Source organism: Streptomyces sp. NPDC002787 (genome assembly GCF_053592095.1).
On the sequence record NZ_JBSFVC010000008.1, the window covers coordinates 222,153 to 239,808 of the forward strand.

Genomic DNA, 17,656 nt, shown 5'->3' on the forward strand with positions numbered 1-17,656 from the left:
CGCGACGTCCCTCCTTCCACTCACCGTGCACATCACCGTGTACGCCGTCGGCGTCAGCCCTCTTCCGGGCCACCGCTCTCCTTGTCGTCGGCACCGGAGGCACCCTCCGCGGTCTCCGAGGAGTCCGCCTTGACCGTCTGTGCCCCCGGCTGGGGCTCGGCCACGGCCACCCGCGCGGGGCGGATGGTGCGCTCGCCGATGCGATACCCCGGCTGGAGAATCGCCACGCACGTCGTCTCGGTGACGTCGGGCGCGTAACTGTGCATCAGGGCCTCGTGGATCGTCGGGTCGAAGGGCTCGCCCTCCTTGCCGAACTGCTGCAGGCCCATCTTCGCCGCGACGGTCTCGAGCGACTCGGCGACGGACTTGAAGCCGCCGACGAGTTCGCCGTGCTCCCGTGCGCGGCCGATGTCGTCGAGCACGGGCAGGAGCTCGGTCAGGAGGTTCGCGATGGCGATCTCCTTGACCTGGATACGGTCGCGCTCGACCCGGCGGCGGTAGTTCTGGTACTCGGCCTGGAGCCGCTGGAGGTCGGCCGTGCGCTCACCGAGCGCCGTACGCACCTGGTCCAGCTGGGCCGTCAGACCGGCGACCTGGGCCGCTGCTGCCGCGTCCCCGGCCGGGGCCGCCCCCTCCTGGGGGGCGGCCTTCGGCTCGGCGTCCTCGGAGCCGGAGGGGACGTCGGGCTGCTGCGGCTGAGCCGACTGCGGCTGCTGCTCGTCGAAGCCCGGGGTCTCCTCCGTCACGCGGCACCGTCCTTCCGGTCCTCGTCGACGATCTCGGCGTCGACGACGTCGTCGTCAGCGGCCTTGGCCCCACCGTCGGCGGCGCCCTCCGGCCCGCCCGCGGCCTGCGCGGCCTGGGCGTCCGCGTACAGGGCCTGGCCGAGCTTCTGCGAGACGGCGGCGACCTTCTCGGTGGCCGTGCGGATCTCGGCGGTGTCCTCGCCCTTGAGCGCGGCCTTCAGCTCCTCGACGGAGGCCTCGACCTCGGTCTTGATGTCACCGGGGACCTTGTCCTCGTTGTCCTTGAGGAACTTCTCGGTCTGGTAGACGAGCTGCTCGCCCTGGTTGCGGGACTCGGCGGCCTCGCGGCGGCGGTGGTCCTCCTCCGCGTACTGCTCGGCCTCCTGGCGCATCCGGTCGACCTCGTCCTTCGGCAGCGAGGAGCCGCCGGTGACGGTCATCTTCTGCTCCTTGCCCGTGCCGAGGTCCTTCGCGGTCACGTGCATGATGCCGTTGGCGTCGATGTCGAAGGAGACCTCGATCTGCGGGACGCCGCGGGGCGCCGGCGGCAGACCGGTCAGCTCGAACATCCCGAGCTTCTTGTTGTACGCCGCGATCTCGCGCTCGCCCTGGTAGACCTGGATCTGCACGGACGGCTGGTTGTCCTCGGCGGTGGTGAAGATCTCGGACCGCTTGGTCGGGATCGTCGTGTTCCGCTCGATGAGCTTGGTCATGATGCCGCCCTTGGTCTCGATACCGAGGGACAGCGGGGTGACGTCGAGGAGCAGGACGTCCTTGACCTCACCCTTGAGGACACCGGCCTGGAGCGAGGCGCCGATGGCGACGACCTCGTCCGGGTTCACACCCTTGTTGGCCTCCTTGCCGCCGGTCAGCTCCTTGACGAGCTCGGCGACGGCGGGCATACGGGTGGAGCCACCGACGAGAACGACGTGGTCGATCTCGGAGAGGGCGATCCCGGCGTCCTTGATGACGTTGTGGAACGGCGTCTTGCAGCGCTCCAGCAGGTCGGCCGTCAGCTGCTGGAACTGGGCTCGGGTGAGCTTCTCGTCCAGGTGCAGCGGGCCCTCGGCGGAGGCGGTGATGTAGGGCAGGTTGATCGAGGTCTCCGTGGAGGAGGACAGCTCGATCTTCGCCTTCTCGGCGGCCTCGCGCAGACGCTGCAGCGCCATCTTGTCCTTGGCGAGGTCCACGCCGTGGCCGGCGCGGAACTGCTGCACCAGGTAGTCGACGACGCGCTGGTCCCAGTCGTCACCGCCGAGGTGGTTGTCGCCGTTGGTGGCCTTCACCTCGACGACGCCGTCACCGATCTCCAGGAGCGACACGTCGAAGGTGCCGCCACCGAGGTCGAAGACGAGGATCGTCTGGTCGTCCTTGTCCAGGCCGTAGGCGAGGGCGGCGGCGGTGGGCTCGTTGACGATGCGCAGGACGTTGAGGCCCGCGATCTCACCGGCCTCCTTGGTGGCCTGCCGCTCGGAGTCGTTGAAGTAGGCCGGGACGGTGATGACCGCGTCCGTGACCTTCTCGCCCAGGTACGCCTCGGCGTCCCGCTTCAGCTTCTGCAGGATGAAGGCGGACATCTGCTGCGGGTTGAACGGCTTCCCGTCCAGCTCGACCTTCCAGTCGGTACCCATGTGCCGCTTCACGGACCGGATGGTCCGGTCCACGTTCGTGACCGCCTGGCGCTTCGCGACCTCGCCTACCAGCACTTCACCGTTCTTCGCGAAGGCGACGACGGACGGCGTGGTCCTGGCACCCTCGGCGTTGGTGATGACGGTGGGCTCGCCGCCCTCCAGAACGCTGACGACGGAGTTAGTCGTGCCCAGGTCGATGCCGACCGCACGTGCCATTTCGATTCCTCCAGCTGACTTGAGTGGAACGGACTCAAGCATGCACGACACCCACCGCCGGGTCAACAGAGCTGAGTCGAGGAGGCTCAACTCTTATGTTTTCCTTATACGCAAGAACCCCCTGACCTGCGAAGAATCCCCACCTGGGAGCCGAATGAAAGGCCCACACGGGGGTGATCGTCGGACCGGCCCGACGACTCGGCGGACCTGCGGCAGGGACAGGGCGGGCCCGGGGGCCGGGGGCGCCGCCGCCAGGAAGGGGGGCGAGGCAGGCCGGTCATTCGCCGGAACAGGCCGCCGCGTGCCGGTCGGCCAGACCGGACGCCCCTCGGCGCAGGCCAGGCACAGGTAGGAGGGGTGCCCGGAGGACAACCACACCGGTGCGTCCCTGCGGCTCAGCCGGCCTGCCGTGCGGGCCGGGCGGCTGCGGCATGACGCGGCGGACAGCCCCCAGAGCGGGTCGCGCTGCGGGGGGCTCAACGCGTCCGCGCACGCCGGGCTCCGGTGAGCGCGGGCCCGGTCACGCGCACGGGAACGACAGCGCCTCGAGGACGGCCACATCGGCGTGGCTCGGCGGCTCAGCCGACCTGCGGACGGGACCGGGGCGCGCGGCAGGGCGGACCGGGGGCCGGGGTCGCACCCACCGGGGGTGGGACGGCGACGGTGGAGACGCGGTGACGCCGTCGGCGTGGGCCGGGCGGCGGGAAGGGGGCGTATGGAAGGGGCGGGTCCGAGGGGACGCGGCGGACGGCCACCAGAGCGGGCCAGGCTGCCGGGGGCAGGCCGCACCCCGTCCCGTACAGGCCCGACGCCGGTCGGCGCGGACCGGCCACGAGGAACGAAGAGCGCCCCGAGAACAGCCACGCTGGCGGGGGCCCGGCAGATCAGCCCACCTGTGGGCGGGACCGGGGCGTGCGGAAGGACGGCGAGCCCGGGGGCGCGGGAGCGCGGCCGCCGGGAATGGGGCGGGCGACGGTGGCGGGGACACGGTGGGCGCCCGTCGGAGCAGGGCGGGCGGCCGGGGGAACCGGGCGGGCTGCGGTGGAGGTAGGGCGCATGCCCGTTCGTGCAGGGCGTACGCCCGTCGGAACAGGTCGGCGCACTCCCGTCGGAACAGGTCGGCGTGCGCCCGTCGGAACAGGGTGGAGGCCGGTCGGGGAGGGGCGGGGCGCGCCCACAGGGACGCAGAGCGCCCCGAGGACGATCACGCCGGCGGCGCCCGACACCCACAGCGCGCTGCGCGGCTCCGTCCACAGCATGTGGATGGCGAGGCCGACGCCGGACGCACCGGCCGCGCACACTCCCAGCACGACCACCACCCCCGGCGGCGCGAGGCCGACCCGTCGCAGCCGGTGCGCGAGATGGTCGGGCCCACCACGCCACAGCTCCCGCCCCGCCAGCTTCCGCGACACCAGGACGAGCACCGCGTCGGCGGTGGCCACGGCCGTGAGGGCGAAGGGCGCGCCGACCCCGGCCCCGTACCCGACGGCGTAGACGTGCAGCACACCACCCGCGAGCAGGAACCCGACGAAGAGGGCGCCGCAGGTGCCGAGCACGACCCGCGCGGGCGGCCAGTTGTGCATCAGGAACCCGGTGAGCGCGGCCGCCAGCACACTGAACAGCGCCGCCAGACCGTCCATGACCTCGGCCGCCGCACACCCGCTCAGCGCGAACGCGGTCACCGCACCGACGACCCCGAGCACCCCGTCGGAACGCCCCATCCCCTTGAACCCGTGCACCACGAAGACGATCCAGACCGCCCCCAACAACCCGCCGAACACGCCGAGTTCGCGATACGGCACGACCAGCGCGGCGGCGACCACGATGCCGGCCGTCCGCACCACCACGGGCATCCGCCACACATCGCCGACCAGCCCGAGCACCCCCAGCCCGGCCCCGACGACGACCAGCCACCCGGCCTCACGTTCCAGCGGAGCGACCCCGCTCCACTCCCCCACCCACGCCACGCCCCCGACCCCGGCCATCACCGCGACACCCCCGAGCAGGGGCACCCCGCGACCCCGCCGCCGCTCCACGATCCCCCACCGCAGCGCGGGCACACGTACGGCCGCCGACAGCACGGCGGTCAGCAACAGGGCGGAGGCGGCGGCAAGGATTCCGTACAGCACGGATCCAAGTTAGGCGCGAATGTCACAATTTCTCATGAATAACACGATCGTTTTGAAATGGCGCGATCACCCGAAGCCACCCCACGGCCACACTCAGGCAACCCTCAGCGACGCAGATCACCGCCCTCCTGGCTACAGTGCGGCTGAAGAACTGGGTAGTCTCAGACGGACTGCATAAGTTACCGCTTAGTAATGATCTCCGAGGCGCCCGGCAGGCACCCCGGAGGAAAACCCTCGCAGGCCCGAGGAGCCCCCAAATGCAACTCGCCGCGATCATCGTGTCGTTGGTCCTGACCGTGGTCGGCGTTGCGCTCATCACCCGAGCCGTGGCGCAGATCTACCGGTTCGTGAAGCTCGGTCAGCCGGTACCGGCGGGCAGCCGTACCGACAACCCGAGGGCGCGCACGATCACCCTGGTCAAGGAGTTCCTCGGCCACACCCGGATGAACCGGTGGGGGATCGTCGGCTTCGCGCACTGGTTCGTCGCGATCGGCTTCCTGACGCTGCCGCCGACCCTCGCCCAGGCGTACGGCCAGCTGTTCCAGGCGGACTGGACGCTGCCGGTCATCGGCGGCTTCCTGCCGTTCGAGATGTACATCGAGTTCATCGGTGTGATGACGATCCTCGGCATCCTCGTCCTGATGGCCATCCGGCTGCTCAACCTGCCCTCCCGCGCCGGCCGCAAGTCACGCTTCGCGGGCTCCAAGGCCTGGCAGGCGTACTTCGTCGAGTACGTCATCCTCACCATCGGCCTGGCGATCTACACCCTGCGCGGTCTCGAGGGCGCCATCCACCACGTGGACCACTACGAGGCCGGGTACTTCGCCTCGTACCCGCTGGTCCTGGCCTTCAAGGACCTCGATCCGAGCACCCTGCAGAACCTGATCTACTTCGTCGCGATGATCAAGATCGGCACCTCGCTGATCTGGATGATCACGGTCTCGCTGAACACCAACATGGGTGTCGCCTGGCACCGCTTCCTCGGCTTCCCGAACATCTGGTTCAAGCGCAACGCCGATGGTGCGACGGCGCTGGGTGGCCTTCAGCCGATGACCTCCGGCGGCAAGCCGATCGACTTCACCGACCCGGGTGACGACGACGTCTTCGGTGTCAGCCAGGTGGAGCAGTTCTCCTGGAAGGGCATCCTCGACTTCTCGACCTGCACCGAGTGCGGCCGCTGCCAGTCGCAGTGCCCGGCCTGGAACACCGGCAAGCCCCTCTCCCCCAAGCTGCTGATCATGTCCCTCCGGGACCACGCGCACGCCAAGGCCCCCTACCTGCTCGCCGGCGGCGGCAAGACCATGGAGGGCGAGGAGAAGGCGAGCGAGGAGCAGCTCAAGGACGTCCCGGCCGCCGCCCTCGCCGAGGCCGAGCGCCCGCTGATCGGCACCGTCGAGGAGAACGGCGTCATCGACCCCGACGTCCTCTGGTCCTGCACCACCTGCGGCGCCTGTGTCGAGCAGTGCCCCGTCGACATCGAGCACGTCGACCACATCGTCGACATGCGCCGCTACCAGGTGATGATCGAGTCCGCGTTCCCGTCCGAGGCGGGCACGATGCTCAAGAACCTGGAGAAGAAGGGCAACCCCTGGGGCCTGGCGAAGAAGCAGCGCCTGGAGTGGCTCAAGGAGGTCGAGTTCGAGGTCCCGGTCGTCGGCAAGGACATCGAGGACCTGTCCGAGGTCGAGTACCTGTACTGGGTCGGCTGCGCCGGCGCCCTCGAAGACCGCGCCAAGAAGACCACGAAGGCCTTCGCGGAGCTGCTCCACATGGCGGGCGTCAAGTTCGCCATCATGGGCGGCGACGAGAAGTGCACCGGTGACTCCGCCCGCCGCCTCGGCAACGAGCCCCTCTTCCAGGAGCTCGGCATGGAGAACGTCGCCGCGCTGAACATGGCGTTCGGCGAGAAGATGGACGAGGACGGCAAGGTCACCGCCGAGACCAGGAAGCCGAAGTCGGCGAAGAAGATCGTCGCCACCTGCCCGCACTGCCTCAACACCCTCGGCAACGAGTACCCGCAGCTCGGCGGCGACTACGAGGTCATCCACCACACCCAGCTGCTCCAGCACCTGATCGACGAGGGCAAGCTGATCCCGGTGACCCCGGTCGAGGGCCTGATCACCTACCACGACCCCTGCTACCTGGGCCGTCACAACAAGATCTACACGCCCCCGCGCGAGATCATGACCGCCGTCCCGGGCCTGCGTCAGCAGGAGATGCACCGCCACAAGGAGCGCGGCTTCTGCTGTGGCGCCGGTGGTGCGCGGATGTGGATGGAGGAGCGGATCGGCAAGCGCATCAACAACGAGCGCGTCGACGAGGCCCTGTCCCTGAACCCGGACATCGTCTCCACGGCCTGCCCGTTCTGCCTCGTCATGCTGACCGACTCGGTCAACGGCAAGAAGAACGAGGGCAAGGCGAAGGAGTCCATCACCGTCGTGGACGTCGCCCAGCTCCTCCTGGAGTCCGTCAAGACCCCGGTTCCGGACGAGGACGAGCCCCCGGCGGGCACGACGGAGACGGAGAGCGAGCCGGAGCCGCAGCCGGTGAAGTGACCCGGGTCCGGCCGCCGAGGCCGTGCCGTTCGACGCCCCCAGGTCCCGCCCGGACCCGGGGGCGTCGCTCATTTCACCGGAAGGCGATCCTCGACCGCCGACGGCAGCTCCTCGCCCTGGCGCACCATGAAGAACGTCTCGTCGTCCAGTGAACGGCGGACCCCGATGGCATCGGCGGTGTCCAGCCCGTCGATCGCGTACGCCTCGAACGCGTCGTCAGGCTCGGGCGGGGCCTCGCCGTCGTCGGGGGTGTCGTCGCAGTACGCCGTACGGGCGGTGCCCACCTCGGCGCCGAGCTCGAACTCCATGTTGGCCAGTTGGCGGTAGTCGCGCCCGCCGTACTCCACCACGAACGCGCACGACGCCTGGGAGTCGCCGCCCCCGCTCACCGCCGCACAGCCGACGGCGAGCGGGGTCGTCACCAGAACGGCCAGGGCGGCCCGCACGCGGGATCCGATCATCGTCACGTCACGTCCTTGTCAGCGGCCCTCGTCAGGGGTCCTGCTCAGGGGTCCTGGTCAGGGGCCCTGACCAGTGGTCCTGCTCAGCGGTCCTACGCACCCCAGACGCACGACCCCCGCCGAACGTTCGGCCCACCCGCCGACCGCCCACACGCAACAGGCGTACTGATCTAAGAGCTCCCCCACGCCCCACCCGTTCCACCGGCCCCAGAAAATCTCCGAATTCCCTGGAGCCCCGTACAACCCTCCCCCACTCCCATCGGTCTCCTGTTCGCCAACCTCCCGTGAACTCCCGGACAACTCCGGGCGAACACGAACAGGAAGGGCACCCCATTGGCTGCGGACGTCTGCCAGACGTCCGCATGCAGCAGGAGATCCCGCATGCACAAGCACCTGCGACTCGCCCTCGCGACGGCCTCCGCGGCCGCGCTGACCGGCGGTCTGCTCACCTTCTCGGCCGCGACGGCGACGGCGGCCGACTCGGTCCACCAGCCCACGGCCGACTTCAACAACGACGGCTTCGGTGATGTCGCGTACTCGGCCGGCAACGCGACCGTCGGCGGCAAGAAGGGCGCCGGTCAGATCGTCGCCCTGTACGGCTCGGCGAGCGGTGTGACCTCGACGAAGCGCACCACGATCAGCCAGAACACCACCGGCGTCCCCGGCAGCGCCGAGACCGACGACGCCTTCGGCTGGGTCAGCGCGTACGGCGACTACAACGGCGACGGCTACGACGACCTGGCCGTGTCCGCACAGGCCGAGGACGTCGACGGCGACGTCGACGGCGGCACGGTCGTCATCGTCTGGGGCTCGGCGAAGGGCCTGTCCGGCGCCACCACCCTCAAGGACCCGGCGGTCTCCTCGCACGACTGGTGGGGCACCGCGCTGGCCTCCGGCGACTTCGACGGCGACGGCAAGGAGGATCTCGCGGTCGGCTCCTCGTCGAACCGGGTGTACGTCTTCAAGGGCGGCATCAGCAAGTCCGGCACGTACGGCGGCCGCTACAGCTTCACCACCCACATCCTCTCCGGCAAGGGCACCGGCACGCTGGTGCTCACCGCGGGCGACGTCAACGGCGACAAGCGGACCGACCTCGTCGTCGACGGCTTCGAGACCGACAGCGACTGGGGTTACAACACCAACTGGTACGTGCCCGGCACCGCCTCCGGTCTCAGCTCGGCGGGGGCGAAGGAGCTGAAGCGCGGCATCATCACCGGCATCGGCGACATCAACGGCGACGGCTTCGGCGACATCGTCACCGGCCAGGACTGGGACCCGTCGAAGGACGGCAGCGAGCCCTCCGTGCCCGAGTCGTCCACCGGCGGCAAGGTGCACGTCGTCTACGGCACCGCCGACGGCCCGGGGACCACGGTCGCGGTCACCCAGGACAGCGGCAACGTGCCCGGCGGCTCCGAGCGCGGCGACTGGTTCGGCAGCGAGCTGTCCCTCGGCGACATCAACGGCGACGGCAAGACCGACCTGGTGGTCGGCTCCCCCGGCGAGAACCTCGGCGGTGTCGTCAACACCGGCGCGGTGACCGTCCTGTACGGCGCGGAGTCCGGTCTGAACACCACCTCCGGCTACCAGTACTTCGCCCAGTCGACGGCCGGTGTCCCCGGCTCGGACGAGACGGACGACCGCTTCGGCAGCGACGTGAAGCTCACCGACGTCAACGGCGACGGCAAGGCGGACCTGACGGCCGGCGCGTACGGCGAGAACGACTTCAACGGCTCCGTGGTCTACCTGCCCTCCGACGGCACGAAGATCACCACGACGGGCTCCCGCTCCATCGCCCCGTCCTCCGTCGGCGTCTCCACGGACGCACAGCCGGTCTTCGGCGGGAACGCGGCCAACTGACGACGGCACGACGGCCGACCGCGTCACAGGCCTCATGGGCCTCATCGGCCTCATGGGCCTCATGGGCCTCATGGGCCGGGCCCGCATCCGTATCGGATGCGGGCCCTCTCCACGAAGTGCCTCCCCCATCCCAGAAGTTCACCGAAGTCCCCTACAACCTCCCCGCCCCTCCGTTGGTCTTCTGCTCGCACACCCTTACGACGGCAGTGGGGCCCGCCCGTCCGGCGCGAACCCTCCTCCCTCCTGGAGTCCCCTTGCGCACTCGCTCCTTGTTCCTGGCCGCAGGCCTCCTCGCCTCCGGTCTGGCCCCGCTCACCCTGGCCACGCCCGCCGCCGCGGCGCCGGCCAAGCACGCGGACGACTTCAACGGTGACGGCCATCGCGACTACGCGGTCTTCTCGTACGGCACCGACACCCGCTTCAGCGAGGGCGGCGGTGTCCTCGTCACCTTCGGTACGGCGAACGGCCCCGGCACGAAGACCCAGTTCGTCGACCAGGCGAGCGCGGGCGTCCCGGGCGCGGACGAGGCGGAGGACTTCTTCGGCGAGTTCCGCGCGGCCGCCGACTTCAACCAGGACGGCTACGGCGACCTCGCGGTCTCCGCCAACGGCGAGGACGTGGGCAGCGCCAGGAACAACGGCACGGTCACCGTCCTCTGGGGCGGCAAGAACGGCCTCTCCGGCGGCACCACCGTCCCGAACAAGGGTGCGAAGGGCTCCTCCGGCGAGGCCGTCGACTTCGCCACCGGCGACTTCAACGGCGACGCCAAGCCGGACCTGGCCCTCGTCCGCGCCGGCAAGACGTACGTCTACCGGGGCTCGATCAACAAGTCGGGCGTGAAGGGCTCGGTGACGGTCCTGGACAAGTCGACGCCCTTCTACTCCACGGCCCTGATCTCCGGCAAGGTGAACAAGGACGGCAAGACCGACCTGGTCGTCATCGGCGACGTCGTCACCGACACCACCCTCGCCTCCGACGCCTGGTTCGTCTCCGGCGGCAAGACCAAGCTCTACCCGGGCAAGACCCTCCGCATCGAGTCCGTGAAGGCCAACGGCGGCCAGGCCGAGCGCGGTGGCGACGGCGTCATCAACGACTTCGACAAGGACGGCTACGGCGACATCGCCATCGGCACACCGATCTACGACAAGGTCAAGGGCCGCGTGACGGTCTGGTACGGCGGGGCGTCGGGCCCCTCCGAGTCGGCCCGCTTCACCCAGTCCACGTCCGGCGTCGCCGACACCCCGGAGACGTACGACGCCTTCGGCGACACGGTGTCCGCCGGCGACATCAACGGCGACGGTTACCGCGACCTCGCGATCGGCGCCCCCGGCGAGGGCCTGAGCGGCAAGGCCGAGGCGGGCGCCGTCCACGTCCTGTACGGCGGCAAGTCCGGCCTGACGACCAAGTCCTCCCAGTTCCTCACCCGCACCACCGCGGGCGTCCCGGGCGACCTGGCCACCGGCGAGTACTTCGGCCACACGATCCGCCTCCGCGACACCGACCGCGACGGCAAGGCCGACCTGTACGTGGTGGGCGAGAACGGTTCGGTGGTCCTGCGGGGCTCGTCGAAGGGCGTGACGACCACGGGCGCGACGGTCGTGGACGGCGACACGGTCCGGGGGATGCTGCAGTAACTTCACCGAGGTGACGTACGAGGGCGGCGAGCCCGGCGGGGGGTGGTTCGAACCACCTGACCGGGCTCTTCGCTTTCGCGGAGCAGGAGAGCGTCCGCGCGGGCGGCGAGTTCGACGCAGTCGTAGCCGGGTCCGCGCTCGCGAAGGCAGCCACTTGCGAAGATAATCAACCTATTGGATCAAAACGCCACAAACAGGGAAGGCCGGCGATCGCCATGGCCGAACACCCGAACGCAGCACTCGTCCGCAAGGGCTACGACGCCTTCACGCGCGGCGACATGGACACCCTCCGCGGCCTGATGGCCTCGGACTGCACACACCACGTCCCCGGCAGCCACCTCCTCTCGGGCGACTACAAGGGCCAGGACTCGATCATCGGCCTCTACCAGCGGCTCTTCGAGGAGACCGGGGGAACGTTCAGCGTCGGCCTGAGCCACGTCTGTGTGGACGGACGGGGCCACGCGGTCTCCGTGCACCGCTACACGGCCGAGCGGGGCGACAAGCGGATCGAACAGAACGGCTGCCTCGTCTTCCGGATCGTCGGCGACAAGTTCACGGACATCGACGAGTGCCAGGAGGACTTGGACAAGGAGAGCGACTTCTGGTCGTAGCCCTCCCGCGACCCCGCACACCCCGTACAACCCCGCACGACCTCCAGGTGTCACACAGGTGAACCAGCCACACCCCTCGACATCCGGCCACCCCACCTGGAGCCCCCGTGCACAGACGGACGTACGCCCTGGCCGCCGTCACCGCCGCCGCCACGGCCACGACGGCACTGACGCTGACTCTCGCCACCCACCCGGCAGTCGCCCAGCCCACCACCCCCGTGACCAGCGACTTCAACGCCGACGGCTACGCGGACCTCGCCGTCGGCGTCCCCGACGCCACCGTGAACGGCGGGGCGAAGGCCGGCTATGTGAACGTCGTCTGGGGCGGCGCCAAGGGCCTCGGCAGGCACGGAAGCATCCGGATCAGCCAGGCGACCGCCGAGGTCCCCGGCACCCCGGAGGCGGGCGACCGCTTCGGCGCGGCCGTGGCGCTGGAGGACCTGAGCGGTGACGGCGTGGCCGAGCTGATCGTCGGCGCGCCCGGCGAGGACGTCGACGGCCGTGGCAAGGACGCGGGCGTCGTCGTGGCGATCGGCGGCGCCGAGGGAGCCACGACGGGCCGCCCGGGCCCGGGCTCGAACGTCCTCGTCGGCCCCTCCGCCTCCGCCGCGTACGGCTGGTCCGTGGCCGCGGCCGACCTGACCGGCGACGGCGGCCGGGACGTCGTGATCGGCGGCCGGGACAAGGTGGTCCTGCGGGCCGTCGTGGACGACGGCGAGGACGTCGTCGTCACGACCGTCCTGGCCACCCCCATGGGCGGCCGCGCCCCGCTCCTCGCCACCGGCGACTTCACCGCCGACGGCACGGACGACCTGGCCCTCGCCTTCCACACGATCAACGCCCCCCACACCCGGTCGGACGTACGACTCTGGGCGTGGGACCCGGCCGAGCGCCGCATGGCCAACACCTGGAACGCGAGCAACGGCGCCGCCTCCGCGCTCGCCGTCGGCGACTTCGACGGCGACGGCCTGGACGACCTGGCGCTCGGCGAGTGCCGCGAGATCGCCGACGAGAACATCGACGACCCGTGCGGCCCGGAGTCGTACGCCGAGGGCGGCGGCATCCACCTCCTCTACGGCCACGCGACCTCCTTCGGCCACCGCACCCAGACCCTCAACCAGGACACGGTCGGCGTCCACGGCGTCGCCGAGGACGGCGACCGCTTCGGCGCCTCCCTCGCCGTACTGGACGTCAACGGCGACGGCCGCGACGACCTGATCGCCGGAGCCCCCGGCGAGGCCATCGGCACCCGCGCCTCGGCCGGCGCGGCCACGCTCCTGCTGGGCCACGCCGGCGGCATCGTCGACAAGTTCGGCGAGGCGTCCTCCGTCCCGTACCACCAGGACCGCCCCCGCGTCCCCGGCGTGGCGGAGACGAACGACGCCTTCGGCACGGCCGTCGCCACCGGCGACTACGACAGGGACGGCACTCCGGACACGGCCGTCGGCACCCCCGGCGAGAACGCGAAGTCCGGCGGCGTCTGGGTCTTCCCGAAGACCTCCGTGACGGGTTCCTACGCCCTCACCCCGAAGAGCCTCGGCCTCCCGTCCCCGTCATCGGCACTGTCGTACGGCAGGCACCTGAGCAGCCACTGACCGAGCCCCGAACAATCCCTGAGGGCCCGTGAGGACCCCTGGGGACCCCTGAGGGCCCCTGACCCGATCCCTGACGATCCCTTAGGGGATGTCACAGCTCGGCCGCAAAGCCGGGCCGGTTGGCCCCGGCCCGGCACACCGCTCGCCGGGACCAGGTACGTTCGATGACGTGGCTGGATTCAGGATCGGACGCGGCCGGGACAACGGCGCTCCTCAAGCGCGACCGCAACACCCTCCGTACGGACAGCAGGCCCCGCAGGCCGGCGGCCCGTCGTACGGCTACCCCCAGACGCCCCCGCAACCGCCGTACGGCGGCGCCCGGGGCGGCGGCCAGGGCGGCTGGCCCCAGACGCACGGCGGCGGGACCCACGGCAACCACCGGCACCCCGGGAACCACGGCGAGCCGGAGTACTTCGGCGACGACGGCACGCACCCCCACGCCGGCGGCCCGGACCCGTACGCCGCGAACAACCCGGGGCACACGCAGACGTTCGCCGTCGGCGAGGACCCGTACCACCAGAGCGAGCCCTACCGCGCGGGCCAGGCCCCGGCCGCCCCGCTCGGCCCGCGGCTGCCGTGGAAGGCCCTCCTCAAGGGCATCGTCACCAGCCCGAACCAGACGTTCATGGTGATGCGCGACTACGCGGTGTGGGGCCCCGCCCTCATCGTGTCGTTCCTGTACGGCCTGCTGGCCGTCTTCGGCTTCGACACGGCCCGCGAGGACGCGATCAACGCGACGCTCTCCAACGCCGTACCCATCGTGCTCGTCACGGGCGTGACGATGGTGCTGAGCACCTTCGTCCTGGGCGTGGTCACCCACACGCTGGCCCGCCAGCTCGGCGGTGACGGCGCCTGGCAGCCCACGGTCGGCCTCTCCATGCTGATCATGGCCCTGACGGACGCGCCCCGCCTGGTCGTGGCGATGTTCGCGGGCGGCGACGCCTCCTTCGTCCAGATCCTCGGCTGGATCACCTGGGTCGCCGCCGGCGCGCTGCTGACCCTGATGGTCTCCAGGTCCCACGACCTCCCGTGGCCGAAGGCCCTGGGCGCCTCGGCGATCCAGCTGGTGGCGATCCTGTCGCTGATCAAGCTGGGCACGTTCTAGCGCGGACAACGGATGAGGGGCTCCCGGCGGTGTGTACGCCGGGAGCCCCTCACTCATGTGACCGAGTACTCACGTAACCGAGTACTCATGTGACCGAGTACTCGGGTGACCCAGTGAGCGGGTTCTCAGGCGTCGAGAACCTGCCCGGCCCTCCTGACGACCGGCGGCTCGACGCTCCACGGGAAGTTGATCCACTCATCGGTCCGCTTCCAGACGTACTGGCACTTCACGAGAGAGTGGGACTTCTCATAGATCACGGCGGAGCGCACCTCCGCCACGGCGTCGAGGCAGAAGTCGTGGACGAGCTTGAGCGTCTTGCCCGTGTCGGCGACGTCGTCCGTGATCAGGACCTTCTTGTCGGAGAAGTCGATCGCGTTCGGGACGGGCGCGAGCATGACGGGCATGTCGAGCGTCGTGCCGACGCCGGTGTAGAACTCGACGTTCACGAGGTGGATGTTCTTGCAGTCGAGGGCGTAGGCGAGCCCGCCGGCCACGAAGACGCCGCCCCGGGCGATGGAGAGGACGATGTCGGGCTCGTACCCGTCGTCGGCGATGGTCTGCGCGAGCTCGCGGACGGCCGTGCCGAACGCCTCGTAGGTCAGGTTCTCCCGCGGCTGGGCCACGCTCACACCTGCGTCCGGTGGAAGTTGAGGAAGGACCGGGAGGCGGTCGGCCCCCGCTGCCCCTGGTAGCGGGACCCGTACCGCTCGCTGCCGTAGGGGAACTCGGCCGGCGAGCTGAGGCGGAACATGCACAGCTGCCCGATCTTCATGCCGGGCCAGAGCTTGATGGGCAGCGTCGCGAGATTCGACAGCTCGAGGGTCACGTGCCCGGAGAACCCGGGGTCGATGAACCCGGCGGTGGAGTGGGTGACGAGCCCGAGCCGCCCCAGCGAACTCTTCCCCTCGAGCCGCGAGGCGAGATCGTCGGGGAGGGTGATGACCTCGTAGGTACTGGCGAGGACGAACTCCCCGGGGTGGAGGATGAACGGCTCGTCGCCCTCCGGCTCCACGAGCCGTGTGAGATCCGCCTGTTCGATGGACGGGTCGATGTGCGGATACCGGTGGTTCTCGAACACCCGGAAGAAGCGGTCGAGGCGGACGTCGACGCTCGACGGCTGCACCATGGATTCGTCGTACGGTTCGATCCGCACCCGGCCGGCATCGATCTCGGCCCGGATGTCCTTGTCTGAGAGAAGCACGCCCCGAGGATACGCAAGACGCGCGGACCGCCCACAACCGGACGGACCCGCGCGCCTCTACGACTGCTCTTTCCTCTACGACTGCTCTGTCACTGCCTGACCATCGCTACCGCTACCGCTGCCTGGCCATGGCTACCGCTGCATCGCTACCGCTTCTCCAACGCCACGGGCACGACACTGCGCAGCCGGGCGCAGCGTGGACAGCGCATGAGCCGACCGGGGCCGAGGCGCTCGGCCTGCTGCATCGGGAACGAAGCGGTGCTGAACACGTGCCCATCGGCACAACGGACGACGGTGCGCTCCATCAAGTCCAAGAGTCCCTTCCCCAAGAGCCGCGTCTGGTTGTCGACCTACGTCGACCTGACGACGAAAGCCACATTACGGGATGATTAGGACGGCCCTCCAGGCGGCACTCCGTTCCCCTCCGAGCCCCACCCAGACCCTCTTCCGCGCCTCCACCGTACGCCCCAACTCCCGCGCCCCGCAGCCCCATCCCCACCCCGGAAACACCACCGGGCCCCACGCCTTCAGCGCGCGAGGCCCGACATGGGGTAAAGTAACGACGCGTTCCGACACCGGCACCAACCGGCGTCTTACGCGGGTGTAGTTTAATGGTAGAACATCAGCTTCCCAAGCTGAGAGCGCGAGTTCGATTCTCGTCACCCGCTCCATGATGAAACCCCAGGTCAACGGCCTGGGGTTTGTTTACTGTCTAGACCAATTCGAGGGCTCCGCGCCCTTCACGTGCGCATCGCACATCTCGACAGGAGGGGCCAAGTCCCTTGCGGGAGCGCACGCTTGGCCGCGGAGGATTCGGAAGCTCTTCGGTTGCACCATCGGCCCGACATCGTGTCACCGGGAAGCGGGCGGGCTCCGGGTGGCCGACGACGGTGAAGGCCGTGCCCTTCGGCGACCTGAGCGGTGACCGGTGCAACGACGTGCTTGTCCGCTTCAGCAGCGGGGCGTTGCGCGCCTACCGGCCCGCGTGCGGGGCGGCGGTGACCCCGTCGACCGCGTACACGTCGCTGGGCACGGGCTGGAACCAGTACAACGTGCTGACCTCGCCGGGAGACATCAGCGGTGACGGCCGGGCCGACCTGATCGCCTGCCAGTCCTCGACCGGGGGCGTCTACCTCTACAAGGCGACGAGCACGGGCAAGCTCTCCGCCAGGGTGAAGATCGGGTCCGGGTGGGCGGGCTACAAGAAGATCGTGGGTGCCGGTGACCTGAACGGCGACGGTCACGGCGATCTGCTGGCCCAGGACAGGTCGAACGAGCTGTGGCGGTACGACGGCACCGCGACGGGCACGTTCAAGAGCCGCGTGAAGGTCTTCAACGACTGGGGCTCGTCCTACAACGTCGTCGTGGGCGTGGGCGACATCACCGGTGACGGCAGGGCCGACATCGTCTCCCGTGACACCTCCGGCACCGTGTGGCGCAACAACGGCAACGGCAGGTGATCTTTCGGCAGCACTACGAAGATCGCCACCGCCTGGCAGGGTTACAAGGGCCTGTTCTGAGCCGGCCTTCACCGCTGCCCTGCGTCCGCATGCGTGCCGCCTCGTTCGTACCCATCCTCTGCAGGCCAGGCATGGCCCAAACGGAACCCGGCGCCGCAGTCGACCCGTGGCGCCCTCGCCCACAGCACGGCGCCTACGGCACCTTCGGCGACGCCGATGCCGCGATCAACGGCACCACTGCCGGGTTGCCCGGAGAGGTCCGCGACAAGGGCTTCGCCGGGTTCCACCGCGTGGAGTCCCTTCCTCGAAGGCGTGGACCTCGTTGAGCGTCCAGCCGTCGGCCAGGGCCTCGACGAGGGCGCGGTCTAAGAAGTGCACGGTGAAGCTGCCGTGCTCGTCCTGTGCGTCGGACTTGCCGCCCACGGACTTGAGTGTGCAGCGCTCCCTGGCCCAGC

Annotated in this window: 14 protein-coding genes and 1 tRNA gene; 8 read left to right on the forward strand and 7 right to left on the reverse strand. The window is 70.0% G+C overall.

Annotated elements, in window-relative coordinates; all coding sequences use genetic code 11:
* Positions 1-53: 53 nt before the first annotated feature.
* The 3 genes from grpE to ACWD26_RS13805 all read right to left on the reverse strand — a co-directional run bounded on the left by grpE (position 54) and on the right by ACWD26_RS13805 (position 4,722).
* A complete protein-coding gene (gene grpE / locus ACWD26_RS13795) occupies positions 54-746 on the reverse strand; it encodes a nucleotide exchange factor GrpE (protein WP_451269511.1) in 693 nt (230 codons plus the stop codon).
* Positions 743-2,593, reverse strand: coding sequence for a molecular chaperone DnaK (gene dnaK / locus ACWD26_RS13800; protein ID WP_451269513.1), 1,851 nt, complete (start codon positions 2,591-2,593; stop codon positions 743-745). The genes grpE and dnaK overlap by 4 nt, the downstream gene beginning before the upstream one ends.
* An 884-nt stretch (positions 2,594-3,477) precedes the next feature.
* Positions 3,478-4,722, reverse strand: a complete 1,245-nt coding sequence (locus ACWD26_RS13805) for an undecaprenyl/decaprenyl-phosphate alpha-N-acetylglucosaminyl 1-phosphate transferase (protein ID WP_451269515.1) — start codon at positions 4,720-4,722, stop codon at positions 3,478-3,480.
* 257 nt (positions 4,723-4,979) lie between these two features.
* Between ACWD26_RS13805 and ACWD26_RS13810 the strand changes: the two genes are divergently transcribed.
* Positions 4,980-7,277, forward strand: a complete 2,298-nt coding sequence (locus tag ACWD26_RS13810; protein WP_451269517.1) for a heterodisulfide reductase-related iron-sulfur binding cluster — start codon at positions 4,980-4,982, stop codon at positions 7,275-7,277.
* Positions 7,278-7,345: 68 nt separating this feature from the next.
* On the opposite strand, the gene ACWD26_RS13815 is transcribed toward ACWD26_RS13810, so the two are convergent.
* On the reverse strand, positions 7,346-7,738 hold the full coding sequence (locus tag ACWD26_RS13815) for a DUF6281 family protein (protein WP_451269649.1): 393 nt from the start codon (positions 7,736-7,738) through the stop codon (positions 7,346-7,348).
* A gap of 381 nt (positions 7,739-8,119) precedes the next feature.
* On the opposite strand from ACWD26_RS13815, the gene ACWD26_RS13820 reads away from it, so the two are divergent.
* From ACWD26_RS13820 to ACWD26_RS13840, 5 genes are all read left to right on the forward strand, one after another.
* Positions 8,120-9,595, forward strand: a complete 1,476-nt coding sequence (locus ACWD26_RS13820) for an FG-GAP and VCBS repeat-containing protein (RefSeq protein WP_451269519.1) — start codon at positions 8,120-8,122, stop codon at positions 9,593-9,595.
* Between the two features lie 254 nt (positions 9,596-9,849).
* Positions 9,850-11,229, forward strand: a complete 1,380-nt coding sequence (locus tag ACWD26_RS13825) for an FG-GAP-like repeat-containing protein (protein ID WP_451269521.1) — start codon at positions 9,850-9,852, stop codon at positions 11,227-11,229.
* 215 nt (positions 11,230-11,444) lie between these two features.
* The gene (locus ACWD26_RS13830; RefSeq protein ID WP_451269523.1) at positions 11,445-11,840 is read left to right on the forward strand and encodes a nuclear transport factor 2 family protein; all 396 of its coding nucleotides are present in this window, start codon (positions 11,445-11,447) and stop codon (positions 11,838-11,840) included.
* Positions 11,841-11,947: 107 nt separating this feature from the next.
* Positions 11,948-13,435, forward strand: a complete 1,488-nt coding sequence (locus ACWD26_RS13835) for an integrin-like protein (protein WP_451269525.1) — start codon at positions 11,948-11,950, stop codon at positions 13,433-13,435.
* 88 nt (positions 13,436-13,523) lie between these two features.
* The gene (locus ACWD26_RS13840) at positions 13,524-14,540 is read left to right on the forward strand and encodes a Yip1 family protein (protein WP_451269527.1); all 1,017 of its coding nucleotides are present in this window, start codon (positions 13,524-13,526) and stop codon (positions 14,538-14,540) included.
* 125 nt (positions 14,541-14,665) lie between these two features.
* Here the strand turns inward: ACWD26_RS13840 and ACWD26_RS13845 are convergent, their stop codons facing one another.
* The 3 genes from ACWD26_RS13845 to ACWD26_RS13855 form a co-directional block, all read right to left on the reverse strand.
* Positions 14,666-15,163, reverse strand: a complete 498-nt coding sequence (locus tag ACWD26_RS13845; protein WP_451269529.1) for a phosphoribosyltransferase — start codon at positions 15,161-15,163, stop codon at positions 14,666-14,668.
* A 2-nt stretch (positions 15,164-15,165) separates the two neighbouring features.
* Positions 15,166-15,741: a dCTP deaminase gene (dcd, locus tag ACWD26_RS13850; protein WP_451269531.1), complete on the reverse strand. Its 576-nt coding sequence runs from the start codon at positions 15,739-15,741 to the stop codon at positions 15,166-15,168.
* A 146-nt stretch (positions 15,742-15,887) separates the two neighbouring features.
* Positions 15,888-16,010 (reverse strand): hypothetical protein, encoded by a 123-nt coding sequence (locus tag ACWD26_RS13855; protein ID WP_256966653.1) that lies wholly within the window; start codon positions 16,008-16,010, stop codon positions 15,888-15,890.
* 328 nt (positions 16,011-16,338) lie between these two features.
* Between ACWD26_RS13855 and ACWD26_RS13860 the strand changes: the two genes are divergently transcribed.
* Positions 16,339-16,412, forward strand: a tRNA-Gly gene (locus tag ACWD26_RS13860).
* 228 nt (positions 16,413-16,640) lie between these two features.
* On the forward strand, positions 16,641-17,201 hold the full coding sequence (locus ACWD26_RS13865; protein ID WP_451269533.1) for an FG-GAP repeat domain-containing protein: 561 nt from the start codon (positions 16,641-16,643) through the stop codon (positions 17,199-17,201).
* The last annotated feature ends 455 nt before the right edge of the window (positions 17,202-17,656 follow it).

Coding starts and splice junctions, on each gene's coding strand:
- ACWD26_RS13820 (WP_451269519.1), top strand. CDS start 8,120: ATGCACAAGCACCTGCGACTCGCCCTCGCGACGGCCTCCGCGGCCGCG.
- ACWD26_RS13815 (WP_451269649.1), bottom strand. CDS start 7,738: ATGATCGGATCCCGCGTGCGGGCCGCCCTGGCCGTTCTGGTGACGACC.
- ACWD26_RS13830 (WP_451269523.1), top strand. CDS start 11,445: ATGGCCGAACACCCGAACGCAGCACTCGTCCGCAAGGGCTACGACGCC.
- ACWD26_RS13840 (WP_451269527.1), top strand. CDS start 13,524: ATGTCACAGCTCGGCCGCAAAGCCGGGCCGGTTGGCCCCGGCCCGGCA.
- dnaK (WP_451269513.1), bottom strand. CDS start 2,593: ATGGCACGTGCGGTCGGCATCGACCTGGGCACGACTAACTCCGTCGTC.
- ACWD26_RS13810 (WP_451269517.1), top strand. CDS start 4,980: ATGCAACTCGCCGCGATCATCGTGTCGTTGGTCCTGACCGTGGTCGGC.